Genomic DNA, 18113 nt, shown 5'->3' with positions numbered 1-18113 from the left:
GAAGATTCAATCAGAATTTCCCTTTATTGCTTGCTCAGATTAGCTTTGCACAAGCTTATCAGCGAATGACAGACAAAGGGTGACTGAGACGTTTTAGAGCGTTACAAAATATAAATGACGAAAAACCGTGCAGGAATGTGGGAAGAAATATATTGAGGAAAATAGATAAAACATAGCCCCACAGAGTGGGGCATATGAGTCCACGACATTGCTTTTATTGCTTTAAGTTATAAGTTGTAGCGGCAGGTTACTGACAAGTATCTTCTTGCTGTGCCACTTTTTTATTACGGCTAAATACTTGCGTCAGTGGGGTACGTAATTGTTGCGCTAACATTACCCCTAATAATACAACACCTCCACCAATTAAATGATAGCTTTTTAATTCTTCGCCAAGAGCAAAAACGGCAATAATGGCGGTAAAGACCGGAGCAAGGTTCATAAAGATAGACGTGGTATTTGCCCCTAGCCGCATTACGCCTTGGATCCATAGCGCAGGCGCAATGATGGAGGCGGCGATCCCTGCAAATACGACTAGCCCAATATTGTGGCTGTTGAGTGACACATCATCAGCTAACAAAAAGTTAGGCAATAGCAGAATAACCCCAAAGAACACCTGCACATAGAGTGAATCCCAGCTAGATAATTGGATTGACCAACGCTTAGTTAATACACCGTAGAGGGCATAAGCTGCTGATGCTATTAGCATCATGATTTCGCCTTGGCCTAAGCCATGAGAAAATAATGAGATAGGGTTACCTTGGCTAACGAGCCACGACAGGCCCAATAATGATAGGGCGGAGCCCAATACAATACCAACAGTTGGGATAACACGTAATACGAAAATACTGATCACAACAGTTAATAATGGGATCAGTGAGTTCATTATCCCCATAAAGGTCGCACTGACACTATGGGCAGCGTAATAGGCTAAGCTTTGGTATAGCATCATGCCCAGAGCCCCTAAAATGGCTAATTGCCACCAGTGTTTCATGACGACTTTGTGGTTTCGTAGCACCGAACGTAATACAAATGGGGTCATGACGATTAGCGCCAACGCCCAGCGGTAAAAAGAAATTGCAGCAGGGTCAATAGCCGTGGATGCTGCTTTGTTAACAATCGCATTGATAGACCATAATAAAACCGCAATTAGCGGAAAAAGAAGACTTTTCATTAAAACACTCTCCCGTATCGAATGCGCAGTAGTATACATCTGTCTGGTTTTTTATATATACTGATATTCAGACAATCGATAACGCTTTTCAGACAGGTATCATGGAAACTTCAAAATCAGATATTTGGCAAGTCAGTGAATGCAATATTATTGAGCCTGAACTTATTGCTTTTCGCCACGAGCAAACTGCCGCGCTGACGGAGTACAAATCCCATTCACACCCATTTGGGCAAATGTTATATGTGGTTTGCGGTATTATGGAAATGGAAGTTGCGGGTAAGCACTATTTAGCGCCACCTGAGTTTTGTATTTGGATACCTGCAAATATTTCCCATGCTAGCTTTAATAAAGAAAGTGTCAAATTTCGTATTATTGATTTCTCACATCAATACAATCAAATATTAGCTCAACGGCCGTGCGTGATTAAATTAAGCCCTATATTTCAATCCATCATGAGCGATATGTATCAAAGAGGCATTGTACAACCAGAAACTGAACAAGATCTACGGTTAGCTCATGTACTCATTGACCAGTTTTCATTATCGCCTTGCCAAGATACTTATTTGCCTAACACTAAAGACAAGTTTTTAGCGCCAATCTTACTGGAATTGCAAAATGACCCTGCGGATAATACGACCTTGGCTGGGTGGGCAAAACGTTTTTATACCTCAGAGCGTACATTGTCACGACGCTGCCAACAGGAACTCGGTATGTCATTTAGTGAATGGCGTCAGCGCTTGCGCTATCTTCATGCGGTAGCGGGTCTTGAATGTGGTAAAAGTGTACACGAAGTGGCACTTGATGTTGGATATAGCTCTGCGTCGGCATTTATTGCGATGTTCCAACAAATTTCAGGAGTAACCCCCGACCGTTTTCGAGCGAAAGAGTTTGTGACAGAAGATTAGTTTACATTGGAACGTTAACTCTCATAGGCATCTGGGGCAAAGCGTGGCAAAATATTGCGATGCAAAGCCGTATCGTCAATAGATTGGGACAAAACAGTGAAAATTTTAGTTGATGAAAACATGCCTTATGCTCAGGCATTATTTAGTGAACTGGGCGAAGTTAAAGCTGTACCGGGGCGTCCAATACCCGAACACGAATTAATAAACGCGGACGCATTAATGGTACGGTCGATCACCAAGGTGAATGAATCTCTATTGAAAAATACGCCGGTTAAATTCGTTGGAACGGCAACAGCAGGTTTTGACCATGTAGATACTGCATGGTTGGCAACGGCAAATATTGGTTTTTCTTCTGCACCCGGTTGTAATGCTATTGCGGTAGTGGAGTACGTTATTTCATCGTTATTATTCCTTGCGGAACGTGATAACTTTGATTTACGTGATAAAACAGTAGGGGTCATTGGTGTAGGGAATGTCGGTGGGCGTTTAGCTGAGCGGTTAAACGCTTGGGGCGTAAAAACCTTATTATGTGATCCTCCACGTGCCGCTATGGGCCAACAAGAAGATTTTGTGTCTTTTGAAACCGTATTAGCGCAGGCGGATGTGTTAACTTTCCATACGCCATTGAATCTTTCTGGGGAATATCAAACTTTTCATTTAATGAACCAAACCCACTTAGAAAACCTACGTGATGGCACCATTTTAATTAATGCTAGCCGGGGTGAGGTGGTTGATAACCAAGCATTATTAAAAACATTGCAACAGGGGAAACCGTTGAGTGTGGTACTGGATGTTTGGGAGCCGGAACCTGACTTGTCTACTGAGCTATTAGCTTTGGTCGATATTGGTACACCGCATATAGCAGGTTACACCCTAGAAGGTAAAGCAAGGGGAACGACGCAAGTTTATGAAGCTTACTGTCAATTTATCGGTAAATCCGTGCAAATTTCCCTTTCATCATTGTTGCCAAAACCGGATATTAGCGAGTTAACCTTCAATGGTAAATTAACGCAAAGCCAACTCAAAAGATTAGCCCATCTTGTGTATGATGTACGCCGTGACGATGCCAAGCTGCGCAAGGTAGCAGGTATTAAAGGGGAATTTGATAAGCTGCGTAAAAACTACCAAGAACGTCGCGAATGGTCATCACTCAATGTGGCTTGTGATAACGCCGATGTTGTCGCGCAGCTTAATGCATTAGGGTTCAGTGCTTATTTAGCAAATTAATTGGTATAATTTTTTATCATTAAACGATCTCATTAATGGGGTCGTTTAGTTTTTATTACTAGAGGAATAGCCATGACTGAAGGTTGGAATATTGCAGTATTAGGCGCAACTGGGGCTGTAGGTGAGGCCATTATCTCACTGCTAGAAGAAAGGGAGTTTCCAGTTGGCGAACTGTATTTACTAGCCAGTGAGCGTAGTGCGGGGGAGAGCGTACGTTTTAGTGGCAAAAGTATTCAAGTTGAAGAGGTGAATGGTTTTGATTGGTCGCAAGCGCAAATTGCTTTTTTTGCGGCTAATGAAGCGGTTAGCATGCAATATGCAGAATTAGCGGCACAGGAAGGTTGTATTGTTATTGATACAAGTGGCGTATTTGCTCAAGAACCTGATGTGCCATTAGTGGTACCAAATGTGAATCCTCAAGTTTTAGCTGATTACCGCAATCGTAATATTATTTCTTTGGCAGATAGCTCCGTGAGTCAATTGGTCACAGCGATTAAACCGCTGGTGGACGCAGCAGGCTTAGGGCGAATTACCTTAACGAATATGTTATCTATGTCGAGTTATGGTAAAGCAGCCGTCGATGAACTTGCAGGGCAAAGTGCACGTTTATTAAATGGTATTCCTGCGGAAGAAGGGCGTTTTAGTAAGCAACTTGCTTTCAATATGTTGCCTTTATTGTCAGACATGGAGGGGAGTGTTGTTCAAGAACGCCGTCTTGTTGAACAAGTGCGCAAAGTACTCCAAGATGAAGGTTTACCTGTTGCTGTTAGTTTTATTCAGTCGCCTGTTTTTTATGGAAATGCTCAAGTTGTCTACTTGGAAACGTTACGCCCTTTGAGTGCAGAAGAAGCGAATGAAGAACTTGAACGTTTTGCGGATATTCAGGTCTCAGAAGAAGGGGATTATCCAACTCAGGTAACGGATGCTTCTGGCAATGACCAACTAAGTGTCGGCTGCGTTCGTAATGATTATGGCGTTCCTGAAATATTACAGTTTTGGTCGGTGGCGGATAATGTGCGCTTCGGTGGGGCACTGATGGCAGTAGAAACCGCTGAAAAATTAGCTCAGGAGCTATTCTACTGATGTCAGAACCAACAAAGTTGTATCGGGTTGCGTTAGGGGTCGAATACAACGGTAGTCGCTATTTTGGTTGGCAACGCCAACAAGAAGTGAAAAGTGTGCAAGGGTGCTTAGAAATCGCCTTGTCAAAGATTGCCGCAGAGCCGATCAACGTATTTTGCGCGGGTCGTACGGATGCAGGTGTTCATGCCACTGGGCAGGTGGTGCATTTTGAAACCTCAGCCAATCGCAAAGAAGCGGCTTGGACTATGGGGGCAAATACACATTTGCCTGCGGATATTGCAGTTCGTTGGTGTAAACCTGTGAATGATGAGTTTCATGCACGGTTTAGTGCCACCGCTCGCCGCTACCGTTATGTGATTTTCAATCATCGCTATCGGCCTGCAATTTTATCTAATGGTGTAACTCATTTTCACTACCCATTAGATGAAAAAAGAATGCATCAAGCGGCTCAGTCACTTTTAGGTGAGCGTGATTTTACCTCATTCAGAGCAGTCCAGTGCCAATCAAAGTCTCCATGGCGTAATGTAATGCACGTGAATGTGAGTCGCCATGGTCATTATGTGGTGGTGGATATTAAAGCCAATGCCTTTGTTCACCACATGGTTAGGAATATTGTTGGTAGTCTGTTGGAGATAGGGTGTGGCAATCAAGGTGTTGATTGGATACAACATCTTCTTGAGCTAAAAGATCGCACCAAAGCAGCGGCAACGGCAAAAGCTGAAGGCTTGTATTTGGTGAGCGTCGATTACCCTGAACAATTTGCATTGCCGCAGAATGTTATGGGGCCTCTTTTTCTTGCAGATGAACTGATATAAAGCAAACTTTTTATTTGTCCCATCATTGTTGGGAATGGCATGGACGCTATCATTAATGAGGATTATATGGAATTCATCACTTTTATTATCGACTTTATTTTACACATAGATGTGCACCTTGCTGAACTCGTTAGAGACTACGGTACATGGGTATACGGGATCTTATTCCTGATCCTTTTTTGTGAAACAGGTCTAGTGGTCACACCATTTTTACCTGGGGATTCGTTATTATTTGTTGCGGGTGCAATTTCAGCATTAGACAGCAATGATTTAAATGTTCACTTAATGGTCGCATTAATGATTACTGCTGCGATTATTGGTGATGCAGTGAATTACACCATTGGACGTGTTTTTGGCGAAAGGTTATTTAAAAACCCGGACTCAAAAATTTTTCGTCGCGTATATTTAGAAAAAACCCATGAATTTTATGAAAAACATGGTGGTAAAGCGATTATACTGGCTCGTTTCGTGCCGATAGTAAGAACATTTGCGCCTTTCGTTGCAGGAATGGGGAAAATGTCTTATCGTCATTTTGCCTTTTATAATGTCGCAGGTGCATTTATATGGGTATTATTATTTACCTATGCAGGTTATTTATTCGGTGATTTACCGATTGTACAAAAGAATTTGAAATTATTGATAGTCGCGATTATCTTTGTTTCAATTTTGCCGGGTGTGGTTGAAATTATTCGCCATCGCCGTAAGGCCGCGAAAGAAAAGCGTGCTACAGCGCAAAAAATCGATAACCGTTAAGCGGTTTAAAAAGTTTTTATCTACAGTGAGATATCATTGTGGTTTAATGGCAAAAAATACCTACTGGTGATAACCAGAGTGAATCAGACAAAAAGGTCCATTAATGAGCTGGATTGAAAAAATATTAAAGAAAGGTAACTTGACCCAATCACACAAAGCCAATATCCCAGAAGGGGTTTGGACGAAATGCGATAGCTGTGGGCAGGTGTTATACGGTGCTGAATTAGAGCGTAACTTATCAGTGTGTCCTAAATGTGACCACCATATGCGTATTCATGCACGCCAACGTTTAGAAACCTTCCTTGATGAAGACTCAACGTCCGAATTAGGTAGTGAACTTGAGCCAAAAGACCTCCTCAAGTTTAAAGACTCAAAAAAATATAAAGACCGACTTTCAGCCGCACAGAAAGAAACGGGCGAAAAAGATGCCATTATTGTCATGAAAGGGACCCTAAAAGGGATGCCGGTTGTCGCTGCGGCATTTGAATTCGCCTTTATGGGTGGTTCAATGGCATCGGTTGTTGGTGCTCGTTTTGTCCGCGCAGTGGAACAGGCTTTGGAAGATAACTGTCCATTGGTGTGTTTTTCATCAAGTGGTGGCGCTCGTATGCAAGAAGCGTTGTTATCATTGATGCAAATGGCAAAAACCAGTGCAGCGTTGGCAAAAATGCAAGAACGCGGCTTACCGTATATTTCAGTACTAACTGACCCAACTATGGGTGGCGTTTCTGCTAGTCTTGCAATGTTAGGGGATATTAATGTTGCTGAGCCTAAAGCCCTGATTGGTTTTGCTGGCCCGCGTGTTATTGAACAAACGGTACGTGAAAAACTGCCACAAGGTTTTCAACGCAGTGAGTTTTTACTCGAAAAAGGCGCTATCGATATGATAGTCCGCCGCCCTGAAATGCGTGACCGCTTGGCTGAAGTCTTGGCAATGTTAACGAATAAGCCTAGTTTTACTGAGGCGCCAATTATTATTGCAGAAAATGTAGAAGTTGACATTGATATTACTGATGAGACTGATGGCTTTGAGGTAGACGTACAAGAAAAGGAACCTGCAAAGCATAAAAAAGATGATGAGTAATTTAATCATTCCTAATGCCAAGTCTCCATTGGAGACTTGGCTTTCTTACCTCACCGACTTACATAGCCAAAATATTGATATGGGGTTGGAACGAGTCGGTCAAGTCGCTAGGCAAATGAACCTCACACAGCCTGCACCTCGAGTTATCACTGTCACTGGAACTAACGGTAAAGGGACAACGTGCCATACGTTAGAGTCTATTCTGATGGCATCAGGGCTCAAGGTTGGGGTCTATAGCTCACCACATCTTGTTCGTTATACAGAGCGTGTGCGTATTCAAGGCCAAGAACTTGCAGAGTCAGAGTTTTGCGCAGCGTTTGCGACCATTGAATCACAACGTGAAAACATTTCGCTTACCTACTTTGAATACGGTACCTTGGCTGCATTACAGTTATTTAAGCAAGCTGAGCTGGATGTGGTTATTTTAGAAGTGGGGCTAGGCGGCCGCTTGGATGCAACAAATGTTGTGGATGCCGATATTGCAGCGATCACCAGTATTGCGTTAGATCATACAGACTGGCTTGGGGCTGATAGAGAACATATTGGCTATGAAAAAGCGGGTATTTTCCGTTCTGGTCACTATGGTGTAGTCGGTGAACCTGATATGCCAGCGTCTATTGCTCAAGTGGCGGATAAACTAGGTACGGTGCTTTTTCGTCGTGGTGCGGATTGGCAATATAGTGAACAAGCGGGAAGTTGGTCATGGAAAAGTGCTCAACATGAGTGGCATAATTTACCATTACCGAATGTCCCATTAGCGAATGCAGCAACCGCGCTTGGTGTTATTAGCTGCTTATTATTGATTGATGTTGATATCGCCCAAAAAGTTACAGAAAGCGCAATTCATCAAGGGTTAAAATCGGCTCAATTGCCAGGGCGTTTTCAGGTTATCGGTGAAAAACCATTGATGATTTTAGACGTGGCACATAACCCGCATGCTGCAGGCTATTTAGTCAGTAAATTAGCCGAACTTCCTGTTATGGAAGGGCGTCATATTCGTGCGGTTGTCGGTATGTTAGGTGACAAAGATATTAAAGGCACTCTTGATTGCCTGTCACAGCAAGTTACTGATTGGTATATTGCGCCATTAACTGAATTTAGAGGGGCTGATGTCGCTACGCTTAGCCAACATTTAGCGCAAGCGAATGAATTTGATTCCGTAGAAAAAGCATGGCAACAAGCTTGTCTCGATGCAAAAGAGCAAGATGTGGTTGTTGTGTGTGGGTCATTTCATACTGTCGCCCATGTTATGATGTTATTAGAAAACCAAAAAGGATAGTGCCGGTGGCTAGTAAATTTCAGAATCGTCTTGCTGGCGCCATTGTTCTTGTTGCTGTAGGGGTTATCGTTCTCCCTGCACTGCTTGATGGCGATAAGAAATATAATGAAAATGAATTTGCGGCCATTCCTATTATCCCTAAACCGGGTGATGAAGAAGATATTGAAGCGATAGCGCCTATCGCCAGTACGACATCAACAGCTTCTTCTGAAGGGGCTTCTGAAGCGATGCTGTCAGAAGCGATAACACAGCAGCAAAATGAACAAGTTGAAGCGGCAACATCGACTGAAAATAATCCACCTGCTGTTGTTGAGCCAGTAAAACCAATCAAGCCAGAAGTTAAACCAGAGCCTAAGCCACAACCGAAAGTTGAACCAAAACCGGAGCCTAAACCCGAAGTGAAACCAGCTCCGCAAGGTAAAGCGTTTGTTGTGCAAGTTATTGCCTTAAACAATGCAGCTAAGGTAGAAGAAATTGTGGCAAAACTCAGGTTGTCTGGTTACCAAGTGTATACGGTTCCCGCTAAGCCAGTGAATAATAAACTCACACGTATTTACGTGGGGCCAGAAGCCTCTAGGCAAAGGCTAGAGGCCGCGTTACCAGAGCTAAATTCGATTACAGGGACTAAAGGGATAATTCAAACCTATAAACCTTAAAATTAAAGATCCAATAATCCCTAAAAGGTAAGGGGATTTAGTAACTTACTGCGGCGATTATGATTTTTTCTTTTCGCCGCTATTTTTTTAAATTTGATAGAAAAATGGTTACGCAAACGTTTTCGTTTTCTGTTAGAATGCACTTCGCTGATGTCGTGAGTGCGAATTTTGGAATGGAATATGGTCTGGATAGATTACGCAATTATCGCCATTATTGGCTTCTCGGCACTGGTTAGCTTGATCCGTGGTTTTGTACGTGAGGCATTATCACTAGTGACGTGGGGTTGTGCTTTTTTTGTTGCAAGTACCTTTTATCCTTATTTAGCCAGCTACTTTACGCGCTTTGAGGATATACTTGTTAGAAATGGCATTGCTATCGCTGCATTATTTATTGCCACCCTTATTGTGGGGGCAGTAGTGAACTATGTGATTAGCTCATTAGTACAAAAAACGGGGTTATCAGGCACAGATCGGGTTCTGGGGATCTGCTTCGGTGCGCTGCGTGGTGTGTTAATTGTTTCGGCCTTATTGTTTTTTCTCGATACATTTACACCACTTCCTCAAAGTGAGGATTGGCAGCGTTCGGAACTTATTCCGCAGTTCAGTCATATCATCAGGTGGTTTTTTGACTACCTGCAAAATGCGTCAAGTTTCCTACCGGAGAATATTTCTCCGTCTGGCTGATGAGGAAAGACTAAATGTGCGGTATTGTCGGTATCGCCGGTGTAACACCGGTAAACCAATCGATTTATGATGCTTTAACGGTGTTACAACACCGTGGGCAAGATGCAGCAGGTATTGCCACTATTGATGGCAAAAATAATATTCGTTTACGCAAAGCGAATGGTCTGGTTAAGGATGTGTTTGAAACACGTCACATGCTCAGGTTACAAGGCTGTATGGGGTTAGGGCATGTTCGTTACCCAACTGCGGGGAGTTCAAGTGCTTCTGAAGCTCAACCTTTCTACGTAAACTCACCTTTTGGTATCACCCTTGCTCATAATGGTAATCTGACAAATGCTCATGAACTCACTCGGAGTTTATTTGAAACAGCACGCCGCCATGTCAATACCACATCGGATTCTGAAATATTACTCAACGTATTAGCTTATGAGCTAGATAGGTTTGACCATTTCCCTCTTGAGCCAGATAACGTATTTAGTGCTGTCTCAGCGATGCACAAAAAACTACGCGGCGCCTATGCTTGTGTGGCACTTATTATTGGCCATGGGATGTTAGCATTCCGTGACCCTCATGGTATTCGTCCCCTAGTATTAGGGCGTCGGGTCACAGAGAAGGGTGAGCACGAATATATGGTGGCTTCTGAAAGTGTCGCACTTGATACACTAGGTTTTGAGTTTTTACGGGATGTCGCCCCCGGTGAGGCGGTCTATGTCACTGAGAAAGGCCAATTATTTACCCGTCAATGCGCAGAAAACCCACAATTGACGCCATGTATTTTTGAATACGTTTATTTTGCTCGCCAAGATTCCTTTATTGATAAAGTCTCGGTCTACAATGCAAGGTTGCGCATGGGGCAAAAACTTGGCGCTAAAATTGCCCGTGAATGGGAAGATTTACACATCGATGTTGTGATCCCTATTCCTGAGACTTCGTGTGATATTGCTCTGGAAATAGCACATATCCTTGATAAACCGTATCGCCAAGGGTTTGTAAAAAACCGTTATGTGGGTCGGACGTTTATCATGCCTGGTCAACAAGAGCGTCGTAAATCAGTCCGTCGTAAGCTCAATGCGAACCGAGCAGAGTTCCGTGACAAAAATGTCTTATTGATTGATGACTCAATAGTGCGTGGCACCACATCTGAGCAAATCGTTGAATTAGCGCGTGAAGCGGGAGCAAAAAATGTTTACTTTGCTTCAGCGGCACCGGAAGTGCGTTTTCCGAATGTCTATGGCATTGATATGCCAAATGCTAATGAGCTAATTGCTCATGGTAGGGAAGTGGATGAAATTCGTAAATTAATTGGTGCAGATGGGTTAATTTTCCAAGATTTAGCTGATTTGGTGGATGCGGTTCGTGAGGAAAATCCAGAAATTAATGAGTTCGAATGTTCTGTGTTTGATGGTATTTACGTCACCAAGGATATCGACCAAAGTTATTTAGATTATCTGGAAAACTTACGTAAAGATGACGAGCTAAAATTGAAAGATAAGAGTGAGGTTGAAGACCTCGAAATTTATAACGAAGGCTAAATTTTCGTCATAGTTTCGGTTACAGCGTTGTTGGCTTCATTCAGCTACCCAAGTCACATACTTTTGTATGCTCCTTGGGATAGCTTCATTCAGTTACCCAAGTTACCTACTTTTGTATGCTCCTTGGGATAGCTTCATTTGCCGTCTAGCTGTAACCGAAACTATTTAGAAAATTATAACGTTAAATGAAGGCGTAAGTTACAGTTATATCTGATTTAAAATGCGCAAAATTCGAGTAAACTAGAGGGACATTAACTGCCTATCTGGAGCTATATATGGCTGATTTCAACTCCCTTCCTGATGTGATTAAACCTTTCGTAGATAAAATCAAAGCCACTAAAAAATCCCTTGTTGAAATGACCTTAACCCCCGTTGAAGAATATGTGTGGTGGGAAAGCCGTGTGGGCGGAATGCCTTATTTGCCGCTTGGTGAAAAATACCCAACAAATAGTGAAGGGACACCACTAAAACTGCTTGCGCAAATTAACTTTGCACAAATGCCTAAGTTAGAAAATTACCCAGAAAAAGGGCTGTTACAGTTTTTTATTGGTGGAGATGATTTGTATGGGGCTGATTTTGAAGATAAGCAAAAACAAGAGGATTTTAGAGTTATCTATTGGGAAAATATTATTGAAGATATTAGCCAGTTAACACAAGATTTTTCCTCAGTAATTGCCGCACATACTGATGACTATTACACGCCCATCGACCATCAATATAGTATTGAATACACACCTGCAGAACAATACATTAGTATCGATGATTTCCAGTTCGGGCAGAAAATCCTTGGGGTTGATAACCTCTATGATTATGAAGAACAGTTTGAAGGTGAAGACTTCTATGATGAATGGGTTGAACCTTACAGTGATTCATTTGAATCGGGTGCGCACTGTATTGGAGGCTACCCATTTTTTACTCAATCTGATCCAAGAGAATATGAAGAAAATATCCAGCAATACGAACTATTACTGCAAATAAATACGGATTATGAAATCGGTATTATGTGGGGAGATATGGGCGTCGGTAATTTCTTTATTCACCCAGATGATTTGAAAAAAAGAGATTTTAGTCGAGTAGTGTATAACTGGGACTGTGGCTGATCACCAAAATCCTTAATATCCTATAGGCTTTTGTCGTGTTGGCAGCGCTTTTCTAACCAAGTTGTATATTCTTGGGATGGCTTCATTTGCCGCCAAGCGACAACTGGAAGCCTTTGGTATATAATCGCAAAAAAATCGCGAATTGGGCTGCTAAATGAAAAAACTGATCATCGGGTTAACTGGGGCAAGTGGTGCTATTTATGGCATTAGGCTGCTTGAAGTATTAAAACCTGTCAAAGGGATAGAAACCCATTTGGTGATGAGTGCAGCCGCACGGCAAACATTGGCGTTAGAAACCAAGTTTAGCGTAAAAGAAGTACAACAATTAGCTGACCATTATTATGATAGCCGTGATATTGCAGCGGCAATTTCATCAGGTTCTTTTCGTACTGAAGGGATGGTCATAATGCCTTGCACAATGAAAACCCTTTCTGGGATTGTGCACAGCTATACTGATACTTTGGTGACCCGAGCTGCGGATGTTGTACTCAAAGAAGGGAAAAAACTCGTCCTAGGGGTACGGGAAACGCCATTACATGTCGGCCACCTGCGTTTAATGGTGCAAGCGGCTGAAATGGGAGCCGTGATCATGCCCCCCATGCCTGCATTTTACCATCAGCCTGAAACTATTTTAGATATTGTTGACCAAACCGTTAACCGCGTTATCGACCAGTTTGATATTACCCTTGAACACGATTTATTTCATCGTTGGCAAGGAGCTAAATAATTTAGTACGGTAGTTATGCTTGGTTATTAAGTATTCTTGAGCCAAACATAACACTAGGGTCAGTATTAAGGTTAAAATTTTCCATCGAAATAGGTAAAAACCATTTCGTCTAGAGATATGAGTAGCGTTAAGAAGGGTTACCTTTCTTTGGAAACCAATAAGTCTTCTAATGCAATTTTTAATTCGATAAATTCGAACTGAAACCCCGCTTCTTCTAAACGTTTAGGTATGGCTTGCTGCCCACCTAATACTAAAGCCGCGGATTCGCCTAAAATAGTTTTGATCACAAAAGCAGGCGTGCGGACAAAAGAAGGGCGGTTAAGTACATCCCCTAAAACAGCAGTGAATTGGTCATTATGCACAGGATAAGGTGCAGTCATATTGAAAGGGCCTGAAAGTGTTGGAGTCGTCAGCAAAAAGTAAATCGCATTGACCATATCGTTGATATGTATCCATGGCATGTATTGTTTGCCGTGACCGATTGGGCCACCAGCCCCCATTTTGAAAATGGGCAGAATTTTACCTAGAACCCCACCATTGGGGGATAATACGAGGCCTGTACGTAATAAACACACGCGTGTTTTGTCGGACGCGGCATTTTCAGCAAGGGCTTCCCAATGTTGCGTGAGTTGATGGGTAAATTCGTCGTGGGGTTGTTCATCTTCTGTGACGACAGATTGGCCTTGATCGCCATAGTAACCCACGGCTGAGCCCGATAAAAAGACGCAAGGCGGTGTTTCACTAGCAGCAATCAGTTCAGCGAGTCGCTGGGTGATTTTCCAACGGCTATCACAAAGGCGTTTTTTCTGCTCATCAGTCCAGCGTTTTTCAGCAATAGGTTCGCCAGCTAAGTTAATGACGGCATCAAAGTCATTGAGATGATTGACGTCATTTAACGTTGTCCAACATTCAACAGCCTTACAAAAATGGCTATACACTTTTTGTGGCGAACGGCTCAATACTGTGACCTGATGACCAAGGGAAATGAGTTTTTGGACAAGAGGCGTACCAATGAGCCCCGTACCACCAGTGATGAGTATATTCATTTTTTGCACCCCTTAAAGCCTCGCCAATGATGAATGTTTACATTATCAATTTTATCGCTGTAATTCAGTGATTGTATGGTTTTTATTTTCTAACTATAGCATTTATAAACTAAGTTTGTGTATTCCGGCGACACGAATGTAAAAATATTGTTACCAATACACATCTTCTCGTCCGATGATCTTTTTTGTGATAGCAACTCAATGCAAATTCAGCTAGGATCGAAAACCGAATGTTAGTTAAAGCATATCTTGTATTGCCTTTTATTGCGGCAATCAATCTATGGCATAAGCTGTTTCAGGCAATTTTGAAAAGGTTTACAGGATGGAACAACAAACCGAAGTCGTTGAGTGGGTAGATATTGTTGATGAAGATAATATCGTGATTGCTCAGGCAACCCGTAGCCAAATGCGAGCTGAGAACTTACGCCACCGTGCAACTTACATTGTGGTGCATGATGGCATGGGGAAAATATTGGTGCAACGACGTACTGAAATTAAAGATTTTCACCCTGGTTTTTTAGATGCAACGGCGGGTGGCGTTGTTACACAAGGTGAGAATATTCTTGATTCTGCTAAACGTGAAGCCGAAGAAGAGCTGGGTATAGCAGGCGTGCCTTTTGCCGAGCATGGCCATTTTTATTTTGAAGATGAGCACTGCCGTGTATGGGGTGGGTTATTCAGTTGTGTGAGCCATGGCCCTTTTGCATTGCAAGAATCAGAAGTGGCTGAAGTGAGTTGGTTAACGGCTAAAGAAATCAGTGCCCGTTGTGATGAATTTACCCCTGATTCTTTAAAAGCACTTTCTTTATGGTTAACTCGTAATAACGAGTCTGAAAAAGCCATTACTTGTGCTGAAAACTCTCAATAAATAAGTTTTAAATTTTAAAAGGGCTATTTTATTTAGCTCTTTTAATTATTTCTATCATATTCAAATCGTTAGCAAGGTATATTTCTGACTAGTATATAATTATTAGTTATATAAAACTTGCACGTTACACGATGTATTCATTTCAACTCTAGATATAATATGATTGAGCTTCGCATTTATCGCTTGCGATATTATGTAATTGCTTGATGTATAAAATAACGCTTCGAGAGAATAAAAATGACAATTCATAAAGCAGACCTCCTTTTGAAACACCAACACCTTGAGAATGTAACAAACAAAGCACGTGAAATTATGGAGCGTGAAGGTATTGAAGCTTTAATTGCAACGGTAGGGGATAATTTTTATCACTTAACCGGTTTTGCCAGCTTCTTTATGTATACCTTTAGGCAGACTGGCTCTGCAATTGCTGTTATTTTTCGTGACCCTTCAATTGAATCTTTGGTGATCATGAATGAATTTGAAGCCGCAAATTTATCGCTTCAAATGCCAAATGCTAAAATTAAAACATTCCCAATATGGGTCGATGTTGACGATCCTTATAATCCTGATAACGGTAAAGTGGTAAAAGCACGGCCGATAAATAGCCCGATAGAAACCATTTTTACGCTCTTAAAAGAGGCGTTATCTGAAGCTGATGTTTATGGTAAACCGGTTGCGATTGAACTAAACCAAATAACCCATATGGGAAAAACATGGTTAGATAAAGTTATCCCAAGCTTAAACTTAGTAGATTCATCCGCTTTATTTAATGAGTTGCGGATGATTAAAAGTGAGTGGGAAATTGCTCACCTAAGAAAATCTGCACAAATTACAGAGGCGGGGATCGCAGCAGCAAGCCAATTAATTAAAGTGGGATGCACCTCTGCGCAATTGACTGCGGCATTTAAAGCTAAAGTGATGGAATATCCAGAGACTAATTATAGTCGTTTTCACCTTATTTCAGTTGGCAGCGATTTCTCCCCGAAAATGTTACCCGATGACGTGCCAGCCAAAGAGGGTGATCTCATTAAATTTGATTGCGGGGTAGATGTTGCAGGCTATGGTGCTGACATAGCACGCACATTTGTCGTCGGTAAGCCGGATGAAAAAGTGAGCCGTATTTATCAAACTATTTTAAAAGGTCATCAATATATGCTAAGTCGCATAGCACCCGGCGTGGCATTAAGTGACGTTTTTAATGAGACGATGGCACTAATCCGTTCTTCAGGGTTACCGTATTATAACCGTGGGCACCTAGGTCATGGTGATGGGGTATTCGTTGGGTTAGAAGAAGCCCCTTTTGTGAGTTCAGCAACGACAGAAGTCTTTCGTGCTGGCATGGTAATGAGTTTAGAAACACCATATTACGGGATTGGTGTTGGCGGTATTATGATTGAGGATATGCTGCTAATTACTGAAGATGGTGTTGAGATGTTAAGCCATTTGCCTCGCGAATTGGTTTCATTAGGGTAAATGGAATAAGGAATTTTCTATGAAATGGTACCATTATTTAGTGATTTTCCCGATCCTAGCATTAACGGTGGGCATTTATTATGCTAACCAAGTAGAACCTTTTGTGATGGGGCTACCCTTTTTAATGTTTTGGATTGTTGTATGGGTGATTATTACCGCCTTAGTGATGTTACTGATAAATGTATTAGATAATAAAAATACTAAGGAAACATCATGAGCTCTGCGTTAATTATTATTACCATTTTTTTCCTTTTTAGTATCTATCTTGCTATTCGGGCTAAAAAAGGGAAAACGATGGATCACGAAGGTTGGTCTGTCGGTGGGCGTAGTTATGGCGCTCTATTGGTTTTTTTACTGAGTGCAGGGGAAATCTACACAACATTTACTTTCCTTGGTGGGAGTGGTTGGGCATATGGCAAAGGCCCTGCTATTTTATACACATTAGCCGTCAATGCATTTATGGGGATCTTTTTATATTGGGTACACCCGAGAGTTTGGCGTTTTGCAAAAGATAATGATGTTAGGACAATTTCTGAATTATTTGCTAAAAAATACCAAAGTGCAGGCTTAGGGCTACTGATTAGCTTAATTTCTATTGCTGCAATGGTGCCTTTATTCGTTTTACAACTTAAAGGATTAGGCATTATAGTTTCTCAAGCATCTTATGGTGCTATCCCCGCAGATATGGCGATTTGGATTGGTATTATTGCTGTCACCTTATTTGTAATGATTTCAGGTATTCATGGCTCAGCTTGGACATCGGCACTTAAAGATTTAATGATCTTAATTGTAGTTGTGTTTATTGGTATTTATATTCCATTACATTACTACGGTAGTTTTGGTGAGATGTTTAAAGCCATTGATACTGCAATGCCAAGCTTCTTAACTTTCTCAGATACAGGGCTCAATATTCCTTGGTATATTTCGACGGTATTTCTGTCAGTGGTTGCTTATTTTTGCTGGCCTCATTATATGGCGGCGGTATTTACTGCAAAAGATGAAAAATCTCTGAAGCGAAATAGTATTTTAATTCCAGCGTACAGTTTGATTATGTTATTTGCTTTTTTTGTGGGTTACGCATCAATTCTACAAATTCCGCATCTTGAAGGAGCCGCTGTAGATTTATCCCTGTTTGAAATATCGAAAGAAACGTTTTCACCTGTTGTCGTTGGGTTTATTGGCGCAGCAGGGATGTTGACCGCTTTAGTGCCGGGCTCAATGTTGTTACTCACAACGTCTAACATGCTTGCAGGTGTGGTGCAAAAAGCACTAGGGGTGAGTGAGGAAAAACAACAATCAGGGATGTATGCACGTTTTATGGTGCCACTTGTTGCATTAGTGAGTCTGTATTTTATATTCCACAGTAATGACACGCTGGTCGCAATCATGCTATTAGGGGTTAATATTGTGGCACAGTTCTTCCCTGCGCTGCTGATGAGCTTTAAACAACATAATCCAATGACCCCTGCGGGTGCAATTTGTGGGATTATGGCAGGGGTATTATTCCTTGCAGTGACGTATATTGAAAAAATTTCGTTAGCTCAATTGTTCCCATGGTTAGGGGAAGGCTTAAGCTATATGAATATTGGTATTGCTGCATTTATTCTGAATATTATTATTGCGTGTGCTGTGTCGGTATTTACGCGTAAAAAATTATAATTATTTTCATTGCTACAGTTAAATTATTAATTGAGTTTTAATTTAAGTTTG

General features: G+C 41.7%; 18 protein-coding genes. 16 read left to right on the top strand and 2 right to left on the bottom strand.

Annotated elements, in window-relative coordinates:
- Positions 1–247: 247 nt before the first annotated feature.
- The gene (locus ACPEH5_RS13145; RefSeq protein ID WP_042844494.1) at positions 248–1171 is read right to left on the bottom strand and encodes a DMT family transporter; all 924 of its coding nucleotides are present in this window, start codon (positions 1169–1171) and stop codon (positions 248–250) included.
- A 101-nt stretch (positions 1172–1272) separates the two neighbouring features.
- Between ACPEH5_RS13145 and ACPEH5_RS13140 the strand changes: the two genes are divergently transcribed.
- From ACPEH5_RS13140 to ACPEH5_RS13085, 12 genes are all read left to right on the top strand, one after another.
- The gene (locus ACPEH5_RS13140) at positions 1273–2076 is read left to right on the top strand and encodes an AraC family transcriptional regulator (RefSeq protein ID WP_042844491.1); all 804 of its coding nucleotides are present in this window, start codon (positions 1273–1275) and stop codon (positions 2074–2076) included.
- Positions 2077–2172: 96 nt separating this feature from the next.
- Positions 2173–3303, top strand: coding sequence for a 4-phosphoerythronate dehydrogenase PdxB (pdxB, locus tag ACPEH5_RS13135; protein WP_042844489.1), 1131 nt, complete (start codon positions 2173–2175; stop codon positions 3301–3303).
- Positions 3304–3375: 72 nt separating this feature from the next.
- On the top strand, positions 3376–4386 hold the full coding sequence (locus ACPEH5_RS13130) for an aspartate-semialdehyde dehydrogenase (RefSeq protein WP_042844487.1): 1011 nt from the start codon (positions 3376–3378) through the stop codon (positions 4384–4386).
- Positions 4386–5201: a tRNA pseudouridine(38-40) synthase TruA gene (gene truA, locus ACPEH5_RS13125; protein ID WP_042844485.1), complete on the top strand. Its 816-nt coding sequence runs from the start codon at positions 4386–4388 to the stop codon at positions 5199–5201. Before ACPEH5_RS13130 ends, truA begins: the two co-directional genes overlap by 1 nt.
- 66 nt (positions 5202–5267) lie before the next feature.
- A complete protein-coding gene (locus ACPEH5_RS13120; protein ID WP_042845356.1) occupies positions 5268–5954 on the top strand; it encodes a DedA family protein in 687 nt (228 codons plus the stop codon).
- A 103-nt stretch (positions 5955–6057) separates the two neighbouring features.
- Positions 6058–7038, top strand: a complete 981-nt coding sequence (gene accD, locus ACPEH5_RS13115; protein ID WP_166685191.1) for an acetyl-CoA carboxylase, carboxyltransferase subunit beta — start codon at positions 6058–6060, stop codon at positions 7036–7038.
- Positions 7028–8317, top strand: a complete 1290-nt coding sequence (gene folC, locus ACPEH5_RS13110; protein WP_131680538.1) for a bifunctional tetrahydrofolate synthase/dihydrofolate synthase — start codon at positions 7028–7030, stop codon at positions 8315–8317. Before accD ends, folC begins: the two co-directional genes overlap by 11 nt.
- Before the next feature lie 5 nt (positions 8318–8322).
- Positions 8323–8973 carry a cell division protein DedD gene (gene dedD, locus ACPEH5_RS13105; RefSeq protein ID WP_281110799.1) on the top strand — a complete coding sequence of 217 codons (651 nt, stop codon included), beginning with the start codon at positions 8323–8325 and terminating at the stop codon, positions 8971–8973.
- 180 nt (positions 8974–9153) lie between these two features.
- A complete protein-coding gene (gene cvpA, locus ACPEH5_RS13100) occupies positions 9154–9657 on the top strand; it encodes a colicin V production protein (RefSeq protein ID WP_042844479.1) in 504 nt (167 codons plus the stop codon).
- Positions 9658–9671: 14 nt separating this feature from the next.
- The gene (gene purF, locus ACPEH5_RS13095; RefSeq protein ID WP_042844478.1) at positions 9672–11189 is read left to right on the top strand and encodes an amidophosphoribosyltransferase; all 1518 of its coding nucleotides are present in this window, start codon (positions 9672–9674) and stop codon (positions 11187–11189) included.
- A gap of 275 nt (positions 11190–11464) precedes the next feature.
- Positions 11465–12289 carry a YwqG family protein gene (locus ACPEH5_RS13090; RefSeq protein WP_048607526.1) on the top strand — a complete coding sequence of 275 codons (825 nt, stop codon included), beginning with the start codon at positions 11465–11467 and terminating at the stop codon, positions 12287–12289.
- Positions 12290–12443: 154 nt separating this feature from the next.
- On the top strand, positions 12444–13016 hold the full coding sequence (locus ACPEH5_RS13085) for a UbiX family flavin prenyltransferase (RefSeq protein ID WP_042844474.1): 573 nt from the start codon (positions 12444–12446) through the stop codon (positions 13014–13016).
- Between the two features lie 137 nt (positions 13017–13153).
- Here the strand turns inward: ACPEH5_RS13085 and ACPEH5_RS13080 are convergent, their stop codons facing one another.
- Positions 13154–14062: a TIGR01777 family oxidoreductase gene (locus tag ACPEH5_RS13080; protein WP_166685189.1), complete on the bottom strand. Its 909-nt coding sequence runs from the start codon at positions 14060–14062 to the stop codon at positions 13154–13156.
- A 322-nt stretch (positions 14063–14384) separates the two neighbouring features.
- Between ACPEH5_RS13080 and yfcD the strand changes: the two genes are divergently transcribed.
- The 4 genes from yfcD (at position 14385) to ACPEH5_RS13060 (ending at position 18062) form a co-directional block, all read left to right on the top strand.
- Positions 14385–14930, top strand: coding sequence for an NUDIX hydrolase YfcD (gene yfcD / locus ACPEH5_RS13075; protein ID WP_042844471.1), 546 nt, complete (start codon positions 14385–14387; stop codon positions 14928–14930).
- Between the two features lie 237 nt (positions 14931–15167).
- Positions 15168–16403, top strand: coding sequence for a M24 family metallopeptidase (locus ACPEH5_RS13070; protein WP_281110798.1), 1236 nt, complete (start codon positions 15168–15170; stop codon positions 16401–16403).
- 19 nt (positions 16404–16422) lie between these two features.
- Positions 16423–16620: a DUF3311 domain-containing protein gene (locus ACPEH5_RS13065; protein ID WP_048607520.1), complete on the top strand. Its 198-nt coding sequence runs from the start codon at positions 16423–16425 to the stop codon at positions 16618–16620.
- Entirely contained in the window at positions 16617–18062 is a 1446-nt protein-coding gene (locus ACPEH5_RS13060; RefSeq protein WP_042844462.1) for a sodium:solute symporter family protein, read from the top strand. The genes ACPEH5_RS13065 and ACPEH5_RS13060 overlap by 4 nt, the downstream gene beginning before the upstream one ends.
- Positions 18063–18113 lie beyond the last annotated feature (51 nt).

Origin of the sequence: Providencia sp. NPDC089933, assembly GCF_049545585.1 — a bacterium.
GTDB lineage: Bacteria > Pseudomonadota > Gammaproteobacteria > Enterobacterales > Enterobacteriaceae > Providencia > Providencia huashanensis.
Note: the sequence above shows the minus strand (reverse complement) of the source record. Positions and strands in the feature narration are given on the sequence as shown.